This is a genomic window from Spongiibacter thalassae, assembly GCF_012272835.1.
Classification (GTDB): domain Bacteria; phylum Pseudomonadota; class Gammaproteobacteria; order Pseudomonadales; family Spongiibacteraceae; genus Spongiibacter; species Spongiibacter thalassae.
Genome location: NZ_JAAWWK010000004.1, coordinates 170,560 through 192,385, shown reverse-complemented (window position 1 = coordinate 192,385; position 21,826 = coordinate 170,560). Strand labels below are relative to the sequence as shown.

Sequence of the window (21,826 nt, the reverse complement as noted above, 5' to 3'; positions counted from 1 at the left end):
ATTACACCTGAATCTGGCCTTCAAACACCGTGGTAGCTGGCCCGGTCATAATAACGGGATGGCCGGGACCCGACCAGTGGATGCTCAAGGCGCCACCGGGCAGCTCTACCGTTACGGTGTCGTTCAGGTGGCCCTGTACGATGCCCGCGACAGCGGCCGCGCAGGCTCCGGTGCCGCAGGCCAGGGTTTCGCCGACGCCGCGCTCGAACACCCGCAGACGAATCTTGTCGCGGTTGATAATCTGCATAAAACCGACATTGACCCGCTGGGGAAAGCGGGGGTGGCTTTCGGCGATGGGGCCGATCTGTGCCACTGGCGCGGTATCGACGTTGTCCACCGGCAACACTACATGGGGATTGCCCATGGACACGGCACCCACCTGCCAGGACTGACCGTCGATCTCCAGCGGATAGTACTCGGCTTGAGCCTCGGCCTGAAAGGGAATCTGTGCCGGCTCCAGAATGGGCTGGCCCATATCGACGCGCACCTGGCGGTTTTCAGCCAGCTCGAGTTCAATCACTCCGGCAAGGGTTTCTACCCTGATAACCTGTTTTCCGGTGAGTCGCTTGTCGACCACATAGCGAGCGAAGCAGCGAGCGCCGTTGCCACACTGCTCGACCTCACTGCCTTCGGCATTGTAGATGCGATAGCGGAAATCCACATCGGGCCGGGTGGGAATTTCCACCGCCAGCACCTGATCGCAGCCGACGCCAAAATGCCGGTCGGCGAGCTTGCGGATATGGTGGGGCTTGAGTTTGAAGCGCTGGGTGATTAAGTCCACCACAACAAAATCATTGCCCAGGCCATGCATTTTGGTAAAACGTAGCTGCATTGTGTGTCCTGTGAGGCGCCTCGCCGATAGCGCAGTAGTGCGATGCGGGCGCTCTTATTCTGTACTTGCCGCGAGGTGCGGCTATAGCGGTAACAGAGCTTCGCCACGCATCAAGTCGGCGACAGTTTCACGGGCGCGAATCAGATAATGCTGATCGCCATCGACCATCACCTCGGCCACCCGTCCACGGCTATTGTAATTGGAACTCATGGTAAATCCATAGGCGCCGCTCGACGCCAGAGCCAACAAGTCGCCGGATTCAATGCGCAATTCGCGGTCTTTTGCCAGGAAATCGCCGGTTTCACACACCGGGCCGACGACGTCGTAAAGCCGCGCGTCCACGTCTTCGCGGGGGGTGACGGGCAGCAGGTCCATCCACGCCTGATATAGCGACGGGCGCAGCATGTCGTTCATAGCAGCATCGATCACGGCGAAATTTTTATGCGGATTGAGCTTCAAAAATTCCACGGTTGTCAGCAATACCCCGGCATTGGCGGCAATGGAGCGGCCGGGTTCAAACATCAGCTTGACCTGGCGGTCGCCGAGCCGGCGGCGAATGGCTGCGATATATTCGCCGGTGTTCGGTGCCTGCTCGTCGCGATAGCGCACGCCGAGGCCACCGCCAAGGTCGATATGGCTCAGGTGTATCTGTTGCTTCGCCAGTTCGTCGACCAGCTGAAGCAGGCGCTCCAGAGTGTCGAGGAAGGGTGTGGTGTCGATCAACTGGGAACCGATATGGCAATCCACACCTTTGATTTCCAGATGATCGAGGGAAGCGGCCCGCTGGTATACCGCCGGTGCACGGGCGATATCGATGCCGAATTTGTTGTCACGCAGCCCGGTGGAGATATACGGGTGGGTTTTGGCGTCCACGTCGGGATTGACGCGAATGGACACCGGTGCGCGACAGCCCAGTTCAGCGGCGACCTCGTTCAGGCGCTCCAGTTCGGCCTCTGATTCCACATTGAAGCAGAGTATGCCTACCTCCAATGCCCGGCGCATTTCCGCCTTGGTTTTGCCCACGCCGGAAAATACCACGCGCTCCGCCTTGCCGCCGGCGGCCAATACCCGCTCCAGCTCGCCCACGGAAACAATGTCAAAGCCCGCGCCAAGCCGCGCCAGCACATTGAGTACCGCGATATTGGAGTTGGCCTTTACCGCGTAGCACACCAGGTGGTCCTGACCCTCAAGCGCGTTGCTGTATTCCAGAAAGCGTTGTTCCAGATAATTGCGCGAATAGACATAGCAGGGGCTGCCGTACTCGGCGGCAATATCAGACAGGGAAACGGACTCGGCATAAAGACTGCCGTTCTGGTAATGGAATGCGCTCATGCTTACTCGCTTGCGGATGGTTGGCGTTGGGGTGCCGACTGCTGTGGCGTGGCGGCGCCGTTGTCGTCGGGGTAGACCAGTGGCCCGGTCTGACCGCAGGCGCTCAAACCGCCAAGGCTCAAGGCACACAGGCAGAAGGCGATAGCGGTACGACGGCGGGTGTGGTTGCTGGCGAACATGACAAGCCCCTGAAAATTGATCGCGTAGTATACCTGTGCTGAGGGGGAGATGGCAGGGGCCGGGAAGGAGGCGGGAGATGCTGGACGGGAGACGGGAGGCGCAAAGACAGTCGGATCGGGTGCGGAAAATATAGAACATTGGCAAATTGCTGCTTGACTGCAAAGACACTCGATCCAAACGCTGTCTAGCGTCTAGCGTCTAGCGTCTAGCGTCTAGCGTCTAGCGTCTAGCGTCTAGCGTCTAGCGTCTAGCGTCTAGCGTCTAGCGCCCAAAAAAAAGGGCGCCACAGGGGGCGCCCAAAAATACCTAGAGTAGGAGACTTCGCAAATTTAGTCCGCTACCAGTGAATAAAGTTCATCCCGGCTCGGCGAAAACCAGTAATTTCCTGTCAATGGCGTGGAAAAGTCGGTGATGCGGTCGCGAACGCCGTCGTCGGTGGTGCCGAACATACTGGCCAGAATCCGGTCGTAGCGTTCCAGTTCGCAGCTGAAGGCCAGAAAGTACAGGCCATGGTCGCGCACACCGCCATAGGGCACGCTGCGGCGGTAGAGCTTCTGGGCGACGCCGTCGAGTTTTACGTCGCTGCGGCTGACATGGGAATCCTCGGGCATCACTTCGTCGTCCAGCTCTATGCTGTCGGCCTTGGTGCGGCCAATGACTTTTTCCTGTTCCGCTTCGGGCAGGGCGTGGAAGGGCTTGAGCTGATGCTGCCATTGCTGCGAGAGCACGAAGCTGCCTCCGGCGCCGATCTCTCCATCGGGGATCAGTGCGACCTTCTGACGGCCCTGCTCTTTGGGATTTTCGGTGCCGTCGATAAAACCGGTCAGGTCGCGGGAGTCCTTGTAAACAAAGCCATTGACCTCCAGTTCCAGTCGCGCAATGCCTTCGAGTAGGCCGGTGACGCGCAGGGCGGTATCAAAATTGTCGCTGTGGCTGTCGCCGTGCACCCAGACAAAGATGCTGCGCTGACTGGCGGGTGCGGTCTTGTCGCCCTGCCCAATGGGCTGGAAGGGCTTGAGGCCTGCGGGTTGGGGTTTGTCGAGGCGCTGCCAGCAATCGGCGGAAAACGCCCACACGATATTGACACCGCGGCCGTCCCGCTGGCGCAGTGCGGCAATTGCCGCGCCGACCTGCTGTTGTAACAGCGCCGGGGCGACGGTGTCCAAAAGTTGGTATTCAAGGAAAAAGTGGCTGCGGCTGCCCTCGACGAAAATGCCGGGCTGGGGGTTACTCATTCTACGAAGATCTCCTGTTTTTCCTAATTTTTATCAGCATGGCGCTATTCTGGCAATCCATTTGCTGCAATGCTTGTTCGCGACAGGGGCCGGATTTAAACTGTCCGGCCGTTTTTCAATGCCCACTTGAGGACAGTAATTTGTCTAGTACATTTACGCAGAAGCTGGCTGTGCTGGCCGAGCCCGGCAACCGACACCTGCTAAGGGATATCCGTCGCGGCATTGAAAAGGAAAGCCTGCGTATGGACGGCGAAGGTCGTCTGGCGCAAACGCCTCACCCCGAGGCCTTCGGCTCGCCGTTGACGCACCCCTCGATTACCACTGACTTTTCCGAGGCGCTGCTGGAGTTTATCACGCCGGTCAGCACCAGCATTGCCGACACCCTCAACGAGCTGGACGATATTCACCGCTTCGTCAGCCAGAACCTCGGCGGCGAGGCCCTGTGGAATGCGAGTATGCCCTGTCGTCTGGGTAGCGACGACGATGCGATTCCCGTTGCCCAGTATGGCAGCAGCCATTCCGCGACGATGAAAACCCGCTATCGGCTGGGGCTGGGGCATCGCTACGGCCGCAAGATGCAGACCATTGCCGGCATCCATTACAACTTCTCCCTGCCGGAGTCCCTGTGGGACGTTCTGCACCGGAGCGAAGTCGCTCAACATGGTCGCAACGGCAGTGCTGACAAAGACTATGTCACGGAAAACTATTTTGCGTTGATACGTAATTTCCGTCGTTATTCCTGGCTGCTGGTATACGCCTTTGGTGCGGCACCGGCGGTGTCCAGCTGTTTCGTGAACGGGCAGGCCCACAGTTTGGAAGCGCTGGGTGACTATACGCTGTACGCCCGCCACGCCACCTCGCTGCGCATGGGGGATTTGGGCTACCAGAGCAACGCCCAGAAAAACCTTCACATTTGCTACAACCACCTCGACTACTATGTGGATACCCTGTGCCGGGCCATCACCACGTCCCACAGTGATTACGAGGACTTCCCCGCCGATGAGCAGCTCAGCACCGGTTTGCTGCAAATTGAAAACGAGTTTTACAGCCCGATACGCCCCAAGCGAGTCACCGCCAGCGGTGAGATTCCGCTGGGCGCCCTGCGCCGGGGTGGCGTGGAATATATCGAAGTGCGCTGTCTGGATGTAAACCCCTTGCTGCCGGTGGGCATCAGCGCCCAGCAGATTCGGTTTATCGATGCGTTTCTACTGTACTGCCTTTGTGTGGAAAGTCCCTTCTGCGACGACGATGCCAATGCCGACATCACCGAAAACCTGCTTGATGTGGTGAATCGTGGCCGGGAGCCGGGACTTACCCTGCGTCATCTGGGGCAGTCCCGGAATCTGGTGGAGTGGGGGGAGGACATTCTCGACGGGGTTGAACAGCTTGCCGCCCTGCTCGACGAGGCCCACGGTGGCGGCGATTATATGGAAAGCTGTGCCGCCCAGCGGGCCAAGCTGCGCAATTCGGCACTGACACCCTCGGCGCAGATTCTTGAGCAGATTGCAGAGACCGACGGTAGCTTTTTCCACTTTGCCCTGCGCCAGTCACAGCAGCACGATGCGGCGTTCCGGGAGCGGGTTTTGTCTCCCGCACAACACGCCCACTATGTCGCCTTGAAGCAGGAATCCAAAGCGGCTCAGGCCGCCGCAGAAAGCCAGCAGGAGGAGAGCTTCGACGACTATCTGGCGCGCTTCTATCGGCAATACAGCGAGCTGTGAATTACCTGGCTCATTTTCATCTGGCGGCGGTGGTTGCCCGTCAGGGTGGTTACGATGATGAGGCGCTGTTGGTCGGCGCGCTGCTGGGGGACTATATCAAGGGGCCGCTGCGGGGCGATTGGCCCGCAGAGTGGGAGGTGGGCATACGTTTGCATCGGCGTATAGATGCGCTGACTGACGGCCATCCTCTGGTCAGCGAGTGTCTGGCGGGCTTCCCCAGTGAGTTTCGACGCTATGGCGGTATTGCACTGGACGTGTGCTTTGACCATTTTTTACTGGATCGCTGGTCAGACCATGCCCTGGATAACGCGCCTACCGCGGCGCAGTTTGCCGGGGAATGCTACCGGGTGCTGGGGGCTAAGCGCGAGCATTTTCCGGTGGCGGCCCAGCGCCAACTGGCGTTTCTCACCGAGCACAATGTGCTGTGTATACTGCGCGACTGGACGATGGCGGCGCAGATGCTGGCGCGTATCTCCCGGCGGCTGAAGCGGCAAAACCCCCTGCGGGATTGCGCCGCGGTACTCGACGCCCAACGTCCGGCGATCGCCCGTTGTTTCGATCAACTCTACCCCCGGTTACTGGAGCAGTTGCCACAGGAATTTGCCCATTAAACCACCCCGCGTCGCAGCGCTTGTTTGCGGCGCGGCAATCCCCTAACGTATGCAGAAAATTTTCTACAGGCCCAGACCATGTTACTACCCATTCCGGTTCGTGTGATTTACACCTTTATTCTCGCCTGCTGTATCGGTCTGCTCGCCTATGCGCTGTATGCCCAGTATGTCGATGGTTTGCACCCCTGCCCCCTGTGTATCACCCAGCGTGCCTTTTTTGTGCTCACTGGGTTAGTGGCGCTGATGTCGCTGATTTTTCATCCCCACGGAGTGGGCCGCTACCTCTCAGCCGGGTTGATGCTGCTGTGTTGTGCGGGTGGCGCTGCAGTCGCGGGGCGTCAGGTGTGGTTGCAGGGCCTGCCGCCAGATCAGGTGCCCGCCTGTGGTCCCAGCCTGGAGTATATGTTTGAAAACCTGCCCTTTGGCGAAGCGTTTAGCACGCTGATGATGGGCGATGGCAACTGTGCAGAGGTGGTGTGGACACTGTTCGGTTTGAGTATGCCGAACTGGGCAATGATCGCCTTTATCGGCCTCGGCCTGGCGGCAGTGGCCACCATTTTTGCCACACCGCGCCGCTGATGCTGGCGGGGTTTCTCACATTATTTGCTTGCCAGCTGGCGGGCGAGGCGTTGCAGCGGGGGTTGAATTTACCCCTGCCCGGCCAGGTGGTGGGCATGTTTTTGCTGTTCGCCATTCTTTGCGTTCGGGGCGCTTATCTGGATAAGGCGGTGCCGGAGGGGCTGGCCCAGGGCAGTCAGCGACTGATTGATTTGCTGCCGCTGCTGCTGATGGCCCCTGCGGCGGGAGTGTTTTTCCTCGGTGACGGATTCGCCGACCAGTGGTGGGCGTTTATTGTTGCGGTGACCTTGGGCACCTGGCTCACGCTGATTGTTAGCGGCCTACTGTTGAAATATCTGGCGGGTCGTACACCGTGACGGCATTGCTCGACAGCCCGTTATTTGCCCTGTGCCTGACACTTGCCGCCTTTCAACTGGCGCAATGGCTGTATCTGAGTAGTGGTCGTGTGGCCTTGCTGCACCCGACCATTGGCGGTGCGGTGTGTATCGCCCTGGCGTTGGTGCTGTTGGACAAAAATTACGCGGACTATTATCGGGACATTGACTGGCTGAACTTCCTGCTGGGGCCGGTTACCGTGGCGCTGGCGGTGCCCCTTTATCGCCAATTACACCTGCTGCGCGCACTGGCGGGACCGTTGATGATTACTGTGGTGTGCGGTGCGAGCTTTGCCTGCCTGTCAGCCCTGATTCTGGCCTGGTGGTGTGGCGCGAGCGCATCAACGCTGCTGTCATTGACCACCAAATCGATCACTACGCCTATTGCCATCATCGTCACCGATGATATCGGCGGTGTGACCTCGATCGCGGTGGCGTCGGTGATTTTGACCGGCATGGCCGGTATCTCGACCATCTCGTGGTTATTCCGCAGGCTGAAGATTGAAGACGACCGCCTGTGGGGGTTTTGCCTGGGGCTGGCCGCCCACGCGATAGGTACCTCCCGCGCCTTTGAGCGCAGCCCGGTGGCGGGGGCCTTTGCCAGCCTCGCGTTGTGTCTGACCGGGGCCTTTACCGCGCTGGTCGTGCCCCTCGCTGCACGCTGGTTGCTCTGAACAGGGGACAGACCCCGGTTCAGGGTGCCAGCCGCGACGCCGCCAGCGGTTTTGCCATCGACTGGCGAATGGACGCCACCATGGCACGGACACACTCCATGCGGGAGTAGTTTGGTCTTACCAGCAGGCAGATTTCCCGAGTGGGGGGCGGCTCGCGGAAGGGGATATAGCTCAGCCCCTGGTCGATATCACTGCTGCGCACCGCGAGTTCAGGCATCAGGGTAATGCCGAGACCACTGGCGACCATGTAGCGCAGGGTCTCCAGGCTGGTGGCCTGAAAGCGGTCATCCTCCCGCGCACCGGCGCTGAAGCAATAATCCAGAGTCTCGTCCCGTAGGCAATGGCCGTCTTCCAATGTGAGTACCAGCTGACCGTCGAGGTCGGCGAGGGTGGCCTCGCGTTTCTTGGCCAGGGGTTGGCGCAGGGGGACAGTGAGCACCAGCGCCTCCTTGAACAGACTGTACCGCTCAACGTGCTCGATGCTGTCTAACCAGGACAGAATCACCACGTCGAGCTGGCCTTCATCCAGTTGCTGCAATAGCACCTGGGTTTGGTTTTCGTGCAGATAGAAGTCGATATTCGGCAGGTCACTACTGAGGCCGCCCATAATGTGAGGCAGCAAGTAGGGCGCCACGGTGGGGATCAAGCCAAGGTGCAGACTGCCGGACAGTGGGTCGGAGAGGGCCTTGGCGGTTTCCTCAAAGTCGTCGGCGGCGCGCAGCACGGCCCGTGCGCGAGCGATAAGGGCCTCGCCAGCGGGGGTCAGCATTACCCGCTTGCGGTGGCGCTCGATCAGCATCAGCCCGAGCTGTTCCTCCAGCTTCATAATCTGGCCGCTGAGGGTGGGTTGGCTGACAAAGCAGGACTCAGCGGCTCGCCCAAAATGCTGGTGGCGGGCGACGGCGTCCAGGTATTGCAGGTCGCGGATTTTTACCATGCAGATATCGTCCTCTGTCCTAAGGGCTTAGAAACTATCATAGGTTATGACAATTAACATTATAAAAATGATCGATTAGACCGCTGCCAGGTGGTTTCCTAAGATGTTCCTGTCTTCGAACAGAAGAGATTCTTTCACTCAGTACAGGCATCAGGAGTAACACTATGTTTCCGACCATCATTAACACGAAAATACTTCCCTTCAAGGCAACGGCGTTCCACAACGGAGACTTTGTCGATGTCAGCGACGCCGACCTGCTGGGTAAGTGGTCTGTGGTCATGTTCTATCCCGCCGATTTCACCTTTGTCTGTCCCACCGAGTTAGGTGATATGGCCGATCACTACGCACAACTTCAAGAGATGGGCGTAGAGGTTTACTCGGTATCCACCGACACCCATTTCACCCACAAGGCCTGGCACGATAGTTCGGACACCATCGGCAAGATTCAATTCCCGATGATCGGCGATCCGACCGGCAAAATCTCACGCAACTTCGGGGTGATGATCGAAGACGACGGCCTGGCGCTGCGGGGCACCTTTGTGATTAACCCCGAGGGTGAGATCAAGGTTGCGGAATTGCACGACCTGGGCATTGGCCGTTCGGCGAAGGAACTGGTGCGCAAGATTCAGGCGGCCCAGTACGTGGCAGAGCACGACGGCGAAGTGTGCCCCGCCGCGTGGCAGCCCGGCGACGACACCCTGTCTCCGTCATTGGATCTGGTTGGCAAAATCTGATCCCGGCCCGGGCCGCAAGGCCCGGATGTTCAAGAATTCGACACCATTGTGGGAGTCACCATGTTAGACAACACACTGAAACAGCAGCTTGCGAGCTACCTGAAAAACCTGAAAACGCCGGTGGAACTTGTCGCCTATCTCAGTGATGGTGACGCCTCCGATAAAATTGCCGCTTTGGTTGAAGATATCAAGGGGCTATCCAGCCAGATACAGGTTCGCGAAGACCGCGACAGCCCGGTACGGCGCCCGGCGATGGGTGTTCGCTCGACCGAGGTCGATACCGAACTGCGCTTTGCCGGCCTGCCCCTCGGCCACGAGTTTACCTCGCTGGTGTTGGCAATCCTGCACAGTGGTGGTCATCCAATGAAAATTGATCCGGCGCTGATCGAACAGGTAAGGGAACTCGAAGGTGACCATCACTTCGAGACCTATATTTCCCTGAGCTGCCAGAACTGCCCCGACGTGGTTCAGGCCTTGAATATGATGGCGGTGATCAATCCGCGAATCACTCACGAGATGGTCGACGGCGCCCTGTTTCAGGACGAGGTGGATGATCGGAAAGTGATGGCCGTGCCGTCGGTGTTTCTCAACGGCAAGAGCTTTGCCCAGGGGCGGATCAGTCTTGCCGACATATTGAAGAAAGTGGATGTCGGCGCAGCGGCGCGGAGCCTGGATCGGCTCAAGGAAAAGCCGGTGTTCGATATGCTCGTGGTAGGAGGCGGCCCGGCGGCCTCGGCTGCCGCGATATACGCGGCCCGCAAGGGCATACGCACCGGGGTGCTGGCCGAGAGATTCGGTGGCCAATTACTGGACACTGTGGGCATCGAAAACTTTATCTCGGTTAAAGAAACCGAAGGCCCCAAACTTGCGGCCAACCTGGAGGCCCATGTACAGAGCTACGACGTCGACATTATGAGCGGACACCGCGCGGCGGACCTGCGGGTCAGCGACGACGGTACCATTGAAATTGACGTCGAGGGCGGTGCGACACTGCTTAGCCGCAGTGTGATGTTGGCGACCGGTGCCCGCTGGCGGGAAATGAACGTGCCGGGAGAGCAGGAATACCGCGGTCGTGGTGTTGCCTACTGCCCTCACTGCGACGGCCCGCTATTCAAGGGCAAGTCAGTGGCGGTGATTGGTGGGGGAAACTCCGGCATCGAGGCGGCCATCGACCTGGCGGGCATCGTCAAGCATGTCACGGTACTGGAGTTTGACAGCCGCCTGCGAGCCGACGAGGTCTTGCAACGTAAAGCCAGGTCCATGGGAAATATCGAGATCATTGTCAATGCCCAGACGACGGAGGTCCTCGGCAACGGGGAAAAGGTCACCGGCCTGAGTTATAGCGACAGGGTGAGTGGCGACAGTCGCCATGTGGAATTGGCGGGAATCTTTGTGCAGATCGGCCTGGTGCCAAACACAGATTTCCTCAAGGGCAAGATCGACTTGAGTGGTCGCGGGGAGATCATCGTTGACGAGCGTGGCGCGACCTCATTGCCGGGAGTTTTTGCGGCGGGGGATGCCACCACGAGCCCCTATAAGCAAATCGTGATTGCAATGGGAGCCGGTGCCACTGCCGCATTGGGGGCCTTCGACTACCTGATTCGCAGCTCGGTCGAAGAAGGTCGCAGCGATAGCAAAGCCGCCTGAACCCTTCTGCATCGATGAAAAAAGCCCCTCGGCGAGGGGCTTTGTCCATTTCAGGATTGATTGTCGGTGGGCCGCGACGCGACCCATTTTTCCAGCCAATTGGCGTTGCGCAGATTCTTGCGGTAGGCAATGTCAGCAATATCACCAATGATGGGGATCGCACCAAGTAGAAAGTCGAGCCCGATATTGGCCAGCATTTGCAGGATCAAACGACGGGGCGCTTTGAGCTGGTGGGCTTGCCAGACTATACCCAGGCCCAGTATTGCGCTGACAAGATCCCCTCCAACCGGCAGTAGACCGATAATGGAGTCGAGGCCTATACGCCACTGTGTGCCGGGAATGACCCAGGCGCTATCCAGCAGTGTTGCGAGCTGGCGGCTGCGCCTTAGCCGCAGGTTTACCTCGTCCTGATTCATTTTTTGGCGATGATATAGACAGCGTGGATGATGCCGGGCAGGTAACCGAACAGCGTAAGAATGATATTAATCCAGAAATGCTTGCCGATACCGACCTGAAGGAATACGCCGAGGGGAGGCAGGAGAATGGCGAAGATAATGCGGATCAAGTCCATGGTGTCAGTCCTTCATATAGCTGCTTTTGAGATATGACTGATCCTAGACGTAAATTGCTGCAATTGGGAGGCCGAAGGGAGGGATTTTTCGAGGCAAAGGAACACAAGCCAGTGGCGATGGCCATTGGCTTGTGGCACAGCGCACGTTGCCGTGCGCTGAAATTAATTACTCAGCCGCTTTTTTGGCAGGTGCCTTTTTAGCAGCCGCTTTGCGCGGTGCTTTGGCTTTGGGTGCAGCGGTGGCCGGTGCGGACGCCGAAGACTTGGTCAGGGCATCAACTTTCTTGCTCAGCGCGTCGAGCTTCTTTTCAAGGCGCTCGATATCGTCGGCACTGGCAGTATGGCCGAAGCCGAGGCTCGCACGCATTTTGCTGATGCGCTCTTCGATGGACGCGGTTTTGCCAATGGTGGAGACATCACCCAGTTTTTCACGGGCCTGGGCTTCCAGCTTGTTACCCTTCTCAACCAGCTCCTTGAACAGGCGGGGAGATTCCTTGCTCGCCTTTTCGACCACTTCCTGAGCGTCGTCATAGGCGCGGCCGTAGGCGCCCAGGCCTGCCAACCAAATGCTTTTAGCCAGTTCGCCTGCTTGTGAAGAAACGTCTTTCAGGCTTTTCTTGTCGTTGCTCATACTGTGCTCCATGATACCGGCTTGTTACTGAACGTTGTGTCGCAACAAACCTGAAAAAGATACATAAAAAAGCACGATGACCCGAAAGTGCATCGTGCAAAGCATAGGTGTGATTAAGACCTTGGGTGGTGGCGGTCAAATCGACCGCCGAAATGCTTGCTTACGATGCAACCGCTTCTGACAGATCTTCCGCTGCATCTTTAGCTTCCTCGGCTTTGCGAGAAACCTTGCTCTTGATCTTTTCGAAGTTGCTTTCCAGGCTGCCGCGCAGTTCTTTAATGCGAGCTTCTACCTTTTCGCTTTTTACAGACTCAAGCTTGGCAGTAACTTCTTCTTTGCTTTCCTTGATCTTGGAAACAACTTCTTCTTTACGGGCTTCGAACTTGGCAATGGCGTCGCTCTGTACTTTCTCGCCACGGCTTACCAGGCCTTCAAAAATTTCGTTGCGCTTGGCATACAGGTCTTTGTATTTGGCTTCAGTTGCCTTGAACTTGGTTTCGGTGTCCTTCAGCAGTTCCTGGCCTTGTTCAAAGGCTTTGCCAGCCAGACCGAGATTAGCCATCAGTACGTCTTTGGCGACGGTGCTTGCTTTCTCGATGATGTTGCCTTTTTCTTCGCTCATGATAGTGCCTCTCATAGTAGTGTGGGGTTGCGACCCGTGATTGCTTGTGTCGCTCGGTACTACGGTGTTCAGAGTCGGGGTCCTGGTGGCAGGAGTTGCCCCGTGTCGTGAACTTGCCGAGCGGCTTTTTCAAGTTGGGTTCAGATTAGTGATAAAAATTAGAAATGGCATACTAAAACCCCGCCGCGAAGGGTGTGGTGGTAGTGAAAGCGTAAAATTACCGGTTTGGCGGGAGGGCGGGCACAAAAAACCCGCCGAAGGGCGGGTTTCTCAGGGTGGGCGCCTCGGTTTATCGAAGCGCTGTCGGTACGGTTGCGATCAGCCTTTGGGGCCTGCCGCAATAATGCCTTCGGCTACATCAAACTTTTTGATGTTTTCCTGGAACAGGCGAGCCAGCTTGGCGGCTTCCTGGTCGTAGGCGGCTTCATCGCCCCAGGCTTTGCGCGGGTTGATGTATTTTTCATCAACGCCGGGGATGGCCTTGGGAATGGTCAGGTTGAGAATGTCCAGCTGCTCGGTTTCAGCACCGACCAGTGCACCGCTCTGGGCTGCTGCAACGACGGCGCGGGTTACCGGAATGGGGAAGCGTGAGCCGGTGCCGCCGGCAGCGCCTGAGCCACCAGTCCAGCCGGTGTTGATGAGGTAAACCTGTGAGTCGAAGTCTTCGATACGCTTCATCAGCAGTTCGGCGTACTCGCCAGCGGGACGGGGCATAAAGGGTGCGCCGAAACAGGTGGAGAAAGTCGGGTGAATACCCGCTTCCGCGCCCAGTTCCGTAGAGCCGACCCGAGCGGTATAGCCGCTGAGGAAATGGAAGGCCGCCGCTTCCTTGGACAGGATGGACACAGGTGGCAGTACACCGGAAACATCGCAGGTCAGGAAGATAACGGTTTTGGGCTCGCCCGCTGCGTTTTCGATGACGCGCTTTTCAACGTTTTCAAGGGGGTAGCAGCAGCGACCGTTCTCGGTCAGCGTGGTGTCGTCGTAGTCGGCAGTGCGAGTGGCCTGGTCGATAACCACGTTTTCAACAATCGCACCAAAGCGAATCGCGTCCCAGATAATAGGTTCGTTTTTCTGGCTGAGGTTGATGGTTTTTGCGTAGCAGCCGCCTTCGATGTTGAATACGGAGCCCTTCGCCCAGCCGTGCTCGTCGTCGCCGATCAGGTAGCAGCTGGGGTCAGCTGAGAGGGTGGTTTTACCGGTGCCGGACAGGCCGAAGAACAGAGTAGTGTTGCCGCTTTCATCGACGTTGGCCGAGCAGTGCATTGGCATCACGTCTTTCTCTGGCAGCAGGAAGTTCTGCACGGAGAACATGGCTTTTTTCATTTCACCCGCGTAGCGCATCCCGGCCAGGAGTACCTTGCGCTGGGCAAAGTTGATTACCACAATGCCGTCGGAGTTGGTGCCATCGCGCTCGGGGTCACATACGAAACCGGCGCAGTTGAGAATGGTCCACTCTTCCTTGGCCTTGGGGTTGTACTTCGCCGGGCGCACAAACATATTGCGGCCGAACAGACCCTGCCATGCGGTTTGGGTGTTAACGACAACAGGGATGTAGTGATCTTCGTGGGCACCGACATGAAGGTGAGAAACAAAGGAGTCATGATCGGCCAGGTAGTCTTCTACCCGAGCCCACAGCGCGTCAAATTTGGCGGCGTCGAAGGGGCGGTTTACGCTGCCCCACTCGATTGAGTCGGCGGTTGATGGCTCTTGCACAATAAAACGGTCGCCGGGAGAGCGGCCAGTGCGCTTGCCGGTGGTGACAACCAGAGCGCCGTTGTCGGCGAGCTGGCCTTCGCCGCGGGCCAGTGCCTGCTCGATAAACTGGGCGGGGGTTAAATCATTGTAAATCGTGGTTTCTGCGCTCATTCTCGGGTTCCTGTCACCTTGTCCGTTCGGACAGTATTTGGAGCCCCAGGCTTGTACCCGGAACCCCCGCGGGAGGTCTGAAATTGGGGCACTCCAGCGCAAGCGGGGGTGCCGAAAGCCGGCTATTATTACAAAAAACCCGTGGCGGCGCTAACCCCGATCCGAGCTGATTGCGAATGATTGTGGTTTTTTTTCACTCAATGGCGGGTGGCGTGGTCGCCGTCGCCAAGAAGTTGCTGAATTTGATCGGCGGAGTAGTGATATTCGCGATGGCAATATTCACAGTTGCTGTCGATTTGACCCTGTTCGGCCAGGATGCTTTCCAGCTCGGCGCGGCCCAGTGAAATCAGCGCCGCTTCCATGCGCTGGGGGCTGCAACTGCAGTGAAAGGTGACCACTGCCGGGTCGAATACTCTTACCTCTTCCTGGTGGTAAAGCCGGTAAAGCAGCTCATCCGCGGGCAGGCCGAGTAGTTCGTCCCGGCGCACAGTATCGGTCAGGGTGCTGATGTGCTGCCAGTCGTCGCTGTACGAAGCCTGCTCCGGCAGCTCCTGTAACAGCAGGCCTGCAGCGTGGGTGCCGTCGGCGTGTAGCCACAGGCGGGTGGCCAGCTGTTCGCTCTGGGCAAAGTAATTCTCGATGCACTGGGCCAGGCTGTCGCCGTCGAGGGTGACGATGCCCTGGTAACGGTGGCCGTTTTCCGGGTCGATGGTAATGGCCAGCTGGCCTTTGCCTAACAGTGTTTTAAAGTCTTCAGACATTGCCTGGCCCGCGCCGCGGGCGATGCCGCGAATTTGCAGCTCGGAGTTGGCCTCGGCCATTATCAGCGGAATCTCGCCATCGCCCCGCACCTGGAGGATCAGCGTACCGCGGAATTTGATGGTGACGCTCAGCAGCGCCGCCGCCAGCAAAAACTCGCCCAGCAGATTGGCAACCGCAGGCGGGTAGTGGTGGTGGTCGAGAATGTCCCGGTAGCTGGAGACCAGGCGCAGGTGTTCGCCGCGAACATTGCTGCCCTCAAAGATAAAACGGCGTAGCTCATCACTCATAATCGGGTTTAGTCCTGTTTCTCGCGGAACTGGTGGATCTGTCGGCGCTGCTTTTTGGTGGGGCGCTCGCCGCCGAATATGCCGGCGTTGGGGCCGAGGGCCTTGCGTTCTGCGGCGCGTTTTTCCCGCTGGGCGATACTGTCGGGGGTTTCCCGGTACAGCATGGCGGCCTCAGGTGCGCCACGTCGCTGATCGGAGAGGGCGAGAATTTCGATCTCTCGCTCGTCCCAGCCGGTGCGCAGGGTGAGCGTGGCACCGGTTTCCACTTCCTTGCTAACCTTGCAGCGGGCGCCATTGTACTGCACTTTGCCGCCCTCGATGGCCTGTTTTGCCAGACTGCGTGTTTTATAAAAACGGGCGGCCCACAGCCATTTATCCAGGCGTATTCGTGGGCGCGGTGTGTTTTGCGTAGTCATTGCCGTGGCGTCCGCTGGGGGATGGGCATGATATCGTCGAAGCTGTTAAGTGCGGGATAGCTGAGATTGGGCCGCGGCGGCGATTGGCTGTCGGGCCGAGTGATTGTTAGCAACTGGCCGACGCCGAAGTCGGCAGCGGCGTCCAGTACCGTGGCGGTGTCGTCAATCAGCAGGCTTTTTGCCGGGTCAAACGGCCAGTGCCGGTGCAGGGCGGGCCAGAAGCCGCGGTCTTCCTTGGGCAGCGAGAGTTCGTGAGAGCTGATAATGCGGTGCATCCATGTATTCAGCCCGGTTTTTTCGAGCTTGATGCGCAGACCATCCTGATGGGAGTTGGTGACAAGCCAGATGTCTCGTCCACTGGCCTTCAGTGCGTCGAGAAAGCGCGCGGTAGTGGGGAGCATGCGTATTTTGTCGGCGACTTCCACGCTGAGCGCGGTGATGTTGACGTCCAGCTGCTGCGACCAGTAGTCCATGCAGTACCAGTTGAGGGAACCGCGCTCGGACATAATCCGGTCAATCAACCGGCCTTTGACGTGCGCCAATTCGCCGCCGTGAATGTCGGTGAAGCGCTTTGGCAGGTGGCTGGTCCAGAAGAAATTGTCAAAATGGAGGTCCAGAAGGGTGCCGTCCATATCTAACAGTACGGTGTCGATGGTGCTCCAGTTAATCATAGGTCCTTTGCGTATCGCGGTGCGGCACGCGACGGCGGGCCTCAGCCGTTGGCGTGTGCGCGCAGGTTTTGGATGGCCACAGCGTCTTTCATTTCGATAAGTTCCGCGTAGTTTACATTTAACCACCACTCGGTGCGATTCGAACGGTATTGGTCGATAGGCCGAGAGGTGCGGCGAGTGTGGTTAAAAATAGATGGCTTGTTTGCAGATGTTTCCAACATTGGCTGATTTCCTCTTTAACTGTCAGGACTGGTACCAACAGTAATGAGTCCGACGTTGCGTCAGAATAGGGAAATCCCCCTATTACAGCGGATGCGGCTGGAAAATGTGAACTACCGCCAAAAGTTGTGTGTTGTTGCCTTATCAGCGGCGTTGTAATGAGTGTTAGCAGGCCCTTGTGTTATTTGTGCAGGGCGGTCGAATGTCGGCGCACGCGAAGATAGCGGTCCAGGTCGCGAAGCTCAATTTCTTCCGCATAACCCACGTTCAGCCACCATTCCTTGCGCTTGTTTCCATGCTCAATGAGGTGGTGAGCGTCTGCGCGTCTAACGCCGAAAATGCTGTTCGTAGACTCAGACATAGGCCAATCCTGGCGATTTTTGTGATACGTATCACATTTATATCGCCGGGAGCGGGGGCAGCCTATAGGGGTTTTCCCGTATGTGCGCGTCTGTTATGGGTGCTGGTTGCCGGAGGGGATGTCTTTGAAAGCCATGCCTTTGTCGGCGCGGGGTTCCTGAGGCATACCCAGCACCTGCTCGGCAATGATGTTGCGCATCACCTCGTCGGTGCCGCCGGCAAGACGGATACCCGGGGAAAACAGCACGGTTTTCTGGAAGTGGGCCTGCTGCCTGGCTAGCTCGGGTTCCATAACCGCGCCGGCGCCGTCCATCAATTGCAGTGCAAAGTTGGCAATATCCTGATTCATCGCCGCGCCCACCAGCTTGCCCAGTGCGGCTTCGGCGCCGGGCATACCCCCCTTGGCGACGGCGGTGAGCATTCGGTTGCTGGCGGCCTTGACCCCGGCGTGGCGGTAGTAGCATTCGGCGAGAAAGGCTTTGACCAAGGGGTCACTGCTGATCGGCTCGCCGTCGAGGCGCAGGGTTTTGACCAGCTGTAAAAACTCCGGGAAGCCGTCGGGCTGCACGCCGGAAATCGCCAGACGTTCGTTCATTAACACCAGCAGGGCTGCCCCCCAGCCGCCGCCGACCTCTCCCAGGCGCTGATGGTCTGGAATTTCTGCGTCGTTGAAGAACACCTCATTGAAATGGGCATCGCCGTCCATCTGCTTGATTGGCCGCACTTCAACTCCGGGCTGGTGCATGTCGATAAAGAACATGGTCAGGCCGCGGTACTTCGACACTTCGGTATCGGTGCGGCACAGTACAACGCCGTAATCGGAGTGCTGGGCACCGGAAGTCCAGATTTTCTGGCCGTTGATGATCCATTTGTCCCCCCGCTTTACCGCGCTGGTGCGCAGGCCGGCGACATCTGAACCGGCGCTGGGCTCAGAGAACATCTGACACCACACATCTTCGGCGCTGGCCATACGGGGCAACAGGTCGCGTTTCTGCTCTTCGCTGGCAAAGTGCATAATGGCCGGGCCGCAGTTGCCGATGCCAATCACGAAGTAGCCGTCGGGCTCAGCAAAGGCGCTGACTTCCTGTGACCAGATGACCTTGTGGAGCTGGCTCAGTCCGGCGCCGCCGTATTCCTTGGGCCAATCCAGGCAGGCAAAGCCCGCATCGGCCACTTTTTGATACCACAGTTTGGCCTCTTCGTAGAGCTCGCCCTGGGATTTGCGCTGGGCACCATCGTTTTTGGGGCGAGCGTTTTGTTGTAGCCATTGCCGCACGGTGCGACGAAATTCCGCCTGTTCGGGGCTGTCTTTAAAATCCATGATGTACTCCTCTCAGGCCATTAGCAGGCTGTCGGCCAGGCGTTGCTTCCAGCGCGGGTTGCCGCCGATCAGTGTCGATAACAGTTGTGCTCGGCGGTAGTAAAGGTGGCAGTCAAACTCCCAGGTAAAACCCATTCCGCCGTGGGCCTGAATGTTTTCCTTGCTGCATAGATAGTAGGCATCGATGGCACTCACCCGAGCAGTGGCCGCGGCCAGCGGCAGCTCCTGTTCGCCGGCGGTCATTGCCCACGCGCCGTAATAGGCATTGGATTTGGCCAGCTCCTTGGCGACAAACATATCCGCCACCTTGTGTTTGATGGCCTGGAAGGAGGCGACCTGGCGTCCAAAGGCATAGCGCCCTGCGGTATAGGCCTTGGCCATGTCGATGGCGGCCTCACAGCCGCCGACCTGTTCAAAACCGAGTAAGACGGCAACTCGATCTAATAACGTAGACAGTGACTGATCGAGGGGAGGTTCGCCCTGTAGCCGAGTGCCGTAAACGTCTTGCAAGCACAGTTGCGCGAGAGGCAGACTGGGGTCGAGGGATTTTTGCGGCTTACGCTCGACACCGGCCTGGTTCAGGTCGACGTGGAAGAGCGCGGGCTGCTGGCGCTCATCCTGAACAAGGGCTATCAGAGTGTTTGCAAGGGTGCCGTGCAGTACCGCATTGACCGTGCCATTAAGGCGGTCGCCTCGGGCGATCAGACTGAGCTCCTGAGTGCGGTGGTTGAGCGGATAGTGCTCGAGCGCCACGGTCGCCACGGTTTCGCCGGTGGCCAGATCCGGCAGCCACTCGGCCTGCTGGTCGGCAGACGCAGCCAGCTTGATCAGTTCGGTGCCCAGGTAGACCGAAGCGATAAAAGGCACGGGAGCGAGTGAGCGGCCAAGCTCTTCGGCAATCACACAGAGTTCGAGGTAGCTCAAGCCAAGGCCGCCGTGCTCCTCGGCAATGGCGATGGCCGGCCAGCCCAGCTCGACCATTTTTTTCCACAGGGCAATGTCGCCAGTGGCATCGTCGTTAAGTTGCTCGCGTACCCGCGTTGCGGGGCACTCCTTCGCGAGCATGGTTCGCGCCTGTTCCTGTATGGTGCGCTGCTCTTCTGAAAAATCGAAATTCATTGGGCCTGATCCTGTGACGGGCAGTATTGCGGTCTTCAGGCAGGGTAGTGGGCGGCGGGGGCAGTCTCAATGGCATATGAGACCAGCTTTATGGCGGAAAAGGCCAGCCGCGCAAGGGCGCGGCTGAAGGGGAGTTTGAAGATGAACGGCGGTGATTCAGAAGCGCATCGCGCGCATACTGGCGTGGAACTCGTCCTTGCTGACCGGGTGCTGCCGATAAATCAGTGACAGGCGGCCCGCCAGGGGAACAATGTCTTCGATTTTCAGTGCGCTGTTGTGCCGCTGATTGTGGCTGGCCAGAGGGCCTTCCAGCACGCCCCGCCAGAGCTGCTCGGACTCAGGGTTGTCCTGCTGTGGCAGCAGCTCCTGGGTGCGGCGGCTATCGGCCTGCTTGAGTTGCTGCTCGCACTCTGAGCGGTAGTTGGCGGCAAACCAGATGCATTCCTCGAGCAAGCGCGGGAAGTCGTCGCGGTATTCGGCGGCAACGCTTTCCATTTGCTGAAACATGGTTTCCCGGTCTATGCTCACCAGGGCAGCAACGATCTCGGGTTTGCCGTTAAAGTAGCGGTAAACGGTGCGGCGAGTCACGTTGGCGACGTTGGCAATGTCCTCGATGGTGGTGGCCTTTACGCCTTTTGAAGAAAAGCAACTTACGGCGGCTTCCAGCAGCATTTTTTTGCCTTTGCCCAGATCGTCTACACGGGCTCCATGTCCCCAGCGCTTATTCGTTTTCATAGTTCGTACTCACCTTGCCGACACGGCTCTAACAACTCAGTCAAGTGTCACTATGCTAGCATGCTGTGCCGTTGCAATTGACTGAAAAACAGCCAAATTGACTAAGGGATTGTACGTATAATCTGTGAATTAGTGCTTAAAATTGGCGAAAACGTAATTAAAACCGCGACTCTCATTTCCCCAAGTAATACCAGCATCGGGGTGCGTGGGAATGGTGACACTGCATACTTGGCTGGGCATAATGCCGCTTATATTAAAAGAAGGGGTCGAACGCATGTTGTACGCGAATATCACTGGCTGGGGGAAATGCGTTCCCCCCGCAATACTGACCAATGAGGACCTGGCGACCTTCCTGGATACCTCAGATGAATGGATTTCCACCCGTACGGGGATCAAGGAACGGCGAATCTCCCATGTGGGTACTGCCGCATTGGCGAGCCTTGCCGCTGAGCGCGCACTGGCCGCAGCCGGAATGGATGCCGCTGAGCTCGATCTGGTGATTCTGGGCACCGCCTGCCCGGACACCCTGATTCCCAACGCCGGTTCCGCCGTGCAGGACAGCATCGGCGCGGTAAATGCGGCGGTGTTCGACCTGAATGCCGCTTGTACCGGTTTTGTCTATGGCCTGAGTGTGGGTACAGCGATGATTCGCTCCGGTGCCATGAAAAAAGTGCTGGTGATTGGCGCTGACCGCATTCCCTACTTTCTTGATTACAGCATTCGCGACGTATCCGTGCTGTTTGGCGATGGTGCCGGGGCGGTGATTCTTGAGGCCAGCGAGCAAGAGTGCGGTCTGCTGGCGGAAAAGCTTGGCTGCGACGGCGATGCCCGTGACATTCTTACCGCCCGCGATGCGGGTACGGCGCGGGAGCGCTTCGGCGGCATTGACGGTTATTTTGACGTCAACTTTGAAGGGCAGGAAATCTTCAAGCGGGCTGTTCGCGGGATGGGCCAAGCGATTACTGAAGTGCTGGAAAAAACCGGCCTTCAGGGCGAGGACATCGACTTGATGGTACCCCATCAGGCCAACCTCCGCATTATTGACACTTTGGCCAAGCGGCTGAGAATGCCGCCGGAAAAGGTGGTGGTCAATATTGAGAAGTATGGCAATACGTCCGCCGCGACAGTGCCGATTGCCTTGTGCGAGGCGTTGGATGAGGGGCGGATCAAACCGGGTGACACACTGTTGACGGCGGCCTTTGGCGCCGGTCTGACCTGGGGGGCAGCACTTATCAAGTGGGGTGATCGGGTGACGCCGATTGCCACCAGCGACAAGGAATTGCCCGCCAGCGACCTGACGGCCCTGCAAATCATGGAGCCGTGGATCAAGGGCTGTCAGGCTGCCGCCGCGGCGAAGGCAGCCAAATAAGCCAGCAGGACAGGGGGT

The 21,826-nt window shown here is 58.3% G+C and carries 26 protein-coding genes; 8 read left to right on the top strand and 18 right to left on the bottom strand.

What is annotated here, in order from left to right; translation table 11 throughout:
- Window position 1: 1 nt before the first annotated feature.
- The 4 genes from dapF to HCU74_RS12130 form a co-directional block, all read right to left on the bottom strand.
- A complete protein-coding gene (gene dapF / locus HCU74_RS12145; RefSeq protein ID WP_168450685.1) occupies window positions 2–832 on the bottom strand; it encodes a diaminopimelate epimerase in 831 nt (276 codons plus the stop codon).
- An 81-nt stretch (window positions 833–913) separates the two neighbouring features.
- Window positions 914–2,164: a diaminopimelate decarboxylase gene (gene lysA, locus HCU74_RS12140; RefSeq protein WP_168450684.1), complete on the bottom strand. Its 1,251-nt coding sequence runs from the start codon at window positions 2,162–2,164 to the stop codon at window positions 914–916.
- Window positions 2,165–2,166: 2 nt separating this feature from the next.
- On the bottom strand, window positions 2,167–2,343 hold the full coding sequence (gene lptM / locus HCU74_RS12135) for an LPS translocon maturation chaperone LptM (RefSeq protein WP_168450526.1): 177 nt from the start codon (window positions 2,341–2,343) through the stop codon (window positions 2,167–2,169).
- 330 nt (window positions 2,344–2,673) lie between these two features.
- A complete protein-coding gene (locus tag HCU74_RS12130; RefSeq protein ID WP_168450683.1) occupies window positions 2,674–3,579 on the bottom strand; it encodes a Dyp-type peroxidase in 906 nt (301 codons plus the stop codon).
- Window positions 3,580–3,719: 140 nt separating this feature from the next.
- Here HCU74_RS12130 and gshA point away from each other — a divergent pair, with 140 nt between their 5' ends.
- The 5 genes from gshA to HCU74_RS12105 all read left to right on the top strand — a co-directional run bounded on the left by gshA (window position 3,720) and on the right by HCU74_RS12105 (window position 7,538).
- Window positions 3,720–5,300, top strand: coding sequence for a glutamate--cysteine ligase (gene gshA / locus HCU74_RS12125; protein ID WP_168450682.1), 1,581 nt, complete (start codon window positions 3,720–3,722; stop codon window positions 5,298–5,300).
- Entirely contained in the window at window positions 5,297–5,911 is a 615-nt protein-coding gene (locus HCU74_RS12120; RefSeq protein WP_168450681.1) for an ACP phosphodiesterase, read from the top strand. The genes gshA and HCU74_RS12120 overlap by 4 nt, the downstream gene beginning before the upstream one ends.
- A 78-nt stretch (window positions 5,912–5,989) precedes the next feature.
- Window positions 5,990–6,490 carry a disulfide bond formation protein B gene (locus HCU74_RS12115; RefSeq protein ID WP_168450680.1) on the top strand — a complete coding sequence of 167 codons (501 nt, stop codon included), beginning with the start codon at window positions 5,990–5,992 and terminating at the stop codon, window positions 6,488–6,490.
- Window positions 6,490–6,846 carry a CidA/LrgA family protein gene (locus tag HCU74_RS12110; protein WP_168450679.1) on the top strand — a complete coding sequence of 119 codons (357 nt, stop codon included), beginning with the start codon at window positions 6,490–6,492 and terminating at the stop codon, window positions 6,844–6,846. Before HCU74_RS12115 ends, HCU74_RS12110 begins: the two co-directional genes overlap by 1 nt.
- A complete protein-coding gene (locus HCU74_RS12105) occupies window positions 6,843–7,538 on the top strand; it encodes an LrgB family protein (RefSeq protein WP_168450678.1) in 696 nt (231 codons plus the stop codon). Before HCU74_RS12110 ends, HCU74_RS12105 begins: the two co-directional genes overlap by 4 nt.
- 19 nt (window positions 7,539–7,557) lie before the next feature.
- Here the strand turns inward: HCU74_RS12105 and oxyR are convergent, their stop codons facing one another.
- A complete protein-coding gene (gene oxyR, locus HCU74_RS12100) occupies window positions 7,558–8,475 on the bottom strand; it encodes a DNA-binding transcriptional regulator OxyR (protein WP_168450677.1) in 918 nt (305 codons plus the stop codon).
- Window positions 8,476–8,639: 164 nt separating this feature from the next.
- On the opposite strand from oxyR, the gene ahpC reads away from it, so the two are divergent.
- Window positions 8,640–9,209 carry an alkyl hydroperoxide reductase subunit C gene (gene ahpC, locus HCU74_RS12095; protein WP_168450676.1) on the top strand — a complete coding sequence of 190 codons (570 nt, stop codon included), beginning with the start codon at window positions 8,640–8,642 and terminating at the stop codon, window positions 9,207–9,209.
- A gap of 60 nt (window positions 9,210–9,269) precedes the next feature.
- The gene (ahpF, locus tag HCU74_RS12090) at window positions 9,270–10,856 is read left to right on the top strand and encodes an alkyl hydroperoxide reductase subunit F (RefSeq protein WP_168450675.1); all 1,587 of its coding nucleotides are present in this window, start codon (window positions 9,270–9,272) and stop codon (window positions 10,854–10,856) included.
- Window positions 10,857–10,906: 50 nt separating this feature from the next.
- Here the strand turns inward: ahpF and HCU74_RS12085 are convergent, their stop codons facing one another.
- The 13 genes from HCU74_RS12085 to HCU74_RS12025 all read right to left on the bottom strand — a co-directional run bounded on the left by HCU74_RS12085 (window position 10,907) and on the right by HCU74_RS12025 (window position 20,439).
- Window positions 10,907–11,272 carry a DUF4112 domain-containing protein gene (locus tag HCU74_RS12085; RefSeq protein WP_168450674.1) on the bottom strand — a complete coding sequence of 122 codons (366 nt, stop codon included), beginning with the start codon at window positions 11,270–11,272 and terminating at the stop codon, window positions 10,907–10,909.
- The gene (locus HCU74_RS12080) at window positions 11,269–11,427 is read right to left on the bottom strand and encodes a YqaE/Pmp3 family membrane protein (protein WP_168450673.1); all 159 of its coding nucleotides are present in this window, start codon (window positions 11,425–11,427) and stop codon (window positions 11,269–11,271) included. Before HCU74_RS12080 ends, HCU74_RS12085 begins: the two co-directional genes overlap by 4 nt.
- A 166-nt stretch (window positions 11,428–11,593) precedes the next feature.
- Window positions 11,594–12,058 (bottom strand): phasin family protein, encoded by a 465-nt coding sequence (locus HCU74_RS12075; protein ID WP_168450672.1) that lies wholly within the window; start codon window positions 12,056–12,058, stop codon window positions 11,594–11,596.
- Between the two features lie 160 nt (window positions 12,059–12,218).
- Window positions 12,219–12,680: a hypothetical protein gene (locus HCU74_RS12070; protein ID WP_168450671.1), complete on the bottom strand. Its 462-nt coding sequence runs from the start codon at window positions 12,678–12,680 to the stop codon at window positions 12,219–12,221.
- Between the two features lie 318 nt (window positions 12,681–12,998).
- Complete coding sequence (locus HCU74_RS12065; protein ID WP_168450670.1) at window positions 12,999–14,549, bottom strand: phosphoenolpyruvate carboxykinase; 1,551 nt, start codon at window positions 14,547–14,549, stop codon at window positions 12,999–13,001.
- Between the two features lie 197 nt (window positions 14,550–14,746).
- Window positions 14,747–15,598: an Hsp33 family molecular chaperone HslO gene (gene hslO / locus HCU74_RS12060; protein WP_168450669.1), complete on the bottom strand. Its 852-nt coding sequence runs from the start codon at window positions 15,596–15,598 to the stop codon at window positions 14,747–14,749.
- 8 nt (window positions 15,599–15,606) lie between these two features.
- Window positions 15,607–16,014 carry an RNA-binding S4 domain-containing protein gene (locus HCU74_RS12055; RefSeq protein WP_168450668.1) on the bottom strand — a complete coding sequence of 136 codons (408 nt, stop codon included), beginning with the start codon at window positions 16,012–16,014 and terminating at the stop codon, window positions 15,607–15,609.
- Entirely contained in the window at window positions 16,011–16,685 is a 675-nt protein-coding gene (gene yrfG / locus HCU74_RS12050) for a GMP/IMP nucleotidase (protein WP_168450667.1), read from the bottom strand. The genes HCU74_RS12055 and yrfG overlap by 4 nt, the downstream gene beginning before the upstream one ends.
- Before the next feature lie 41 nt (window positions 16,686–16,726).
- Window positions 16,727–16,906 carry a hypothetical protein gene (locus HCU74_RS12045; protein WP_168450666.1) on the bottom strand — a complete coding sequence of 60 codons (180 nt, stop codon included), beginning with the start codon at window positions 16,904–16,906 and terminating at the stop codon, window positions 16,727–16,729.
- 179 nt (window positions 16,907–17,085) lie between these two features.
- Window positions 17,086–17,265 (bottom strand): hypothetical protein, encoded by a 180-nt coding sequence (locus HCU74_RS12040; RefSeq protein WP_168450665.1) that lies wholly within the window; start codon window positions 17,263–17,265, stop codon window positions 17,086–17,088.
- A gap of 93 nt (window positions 17,266–17,358) precedes the next feature.
- On the bottom strand, window positions 17,359–18,585 hold the full coding sequence (locus HCU74_RS12035; protein WP_168450664.1) for an acyl-CoA dehydrogenase family protein: 1,227 nt from the start codon (window positions 18,583–18,585) through the stop codon (window positions 17,359–17,361).
- A gap of 12 nt (window positions 18,586–18,597) precedes the next feature.
- Window positions 18,598–19,704 carry an acyl-CoA dehydrogenase family protein gene (locus HCU74_RS12030; RefSeq protein WP_168450663.1) on the bottom strand — a complete coding sequence of 369 codons (1,107 nt, stop codon included), beginning with the start codon at window positions 19,702–19,704 and terminating at the stop codon, window positions 18,598–18,600.
- Window positions 19,705–19,860: 156 nt separating this feature from the next.
- Entirely contained in the window at window positions 19,861–20,439 is a 579-nt protein-coding gene (locus tag HCU74_RS12025; RefSeq protein WP_168450662.1) for a TetR/AcrR family transcriptional regulator, read from the bottom strand.
- Between the two features lie 274 nt (window positions 20,440–20,713).
- Between HCU74_RS12025 and HCU74_RS12020 the strand changes: the two genes are divergently transcribed.
- Complete coding sequence (locus tag HCU74_RS12020; protein ID WP_168450661.1) at window positions 20,714–21,808, top strand: ketoacyl-ACP synthase III; 1,095 nt, start codon at window positions 20,714–20,716, stop codon at window positions 21,806–21,808.
- Window positions 21,809–21,826 lie beyond the last annotated feature (18 nt).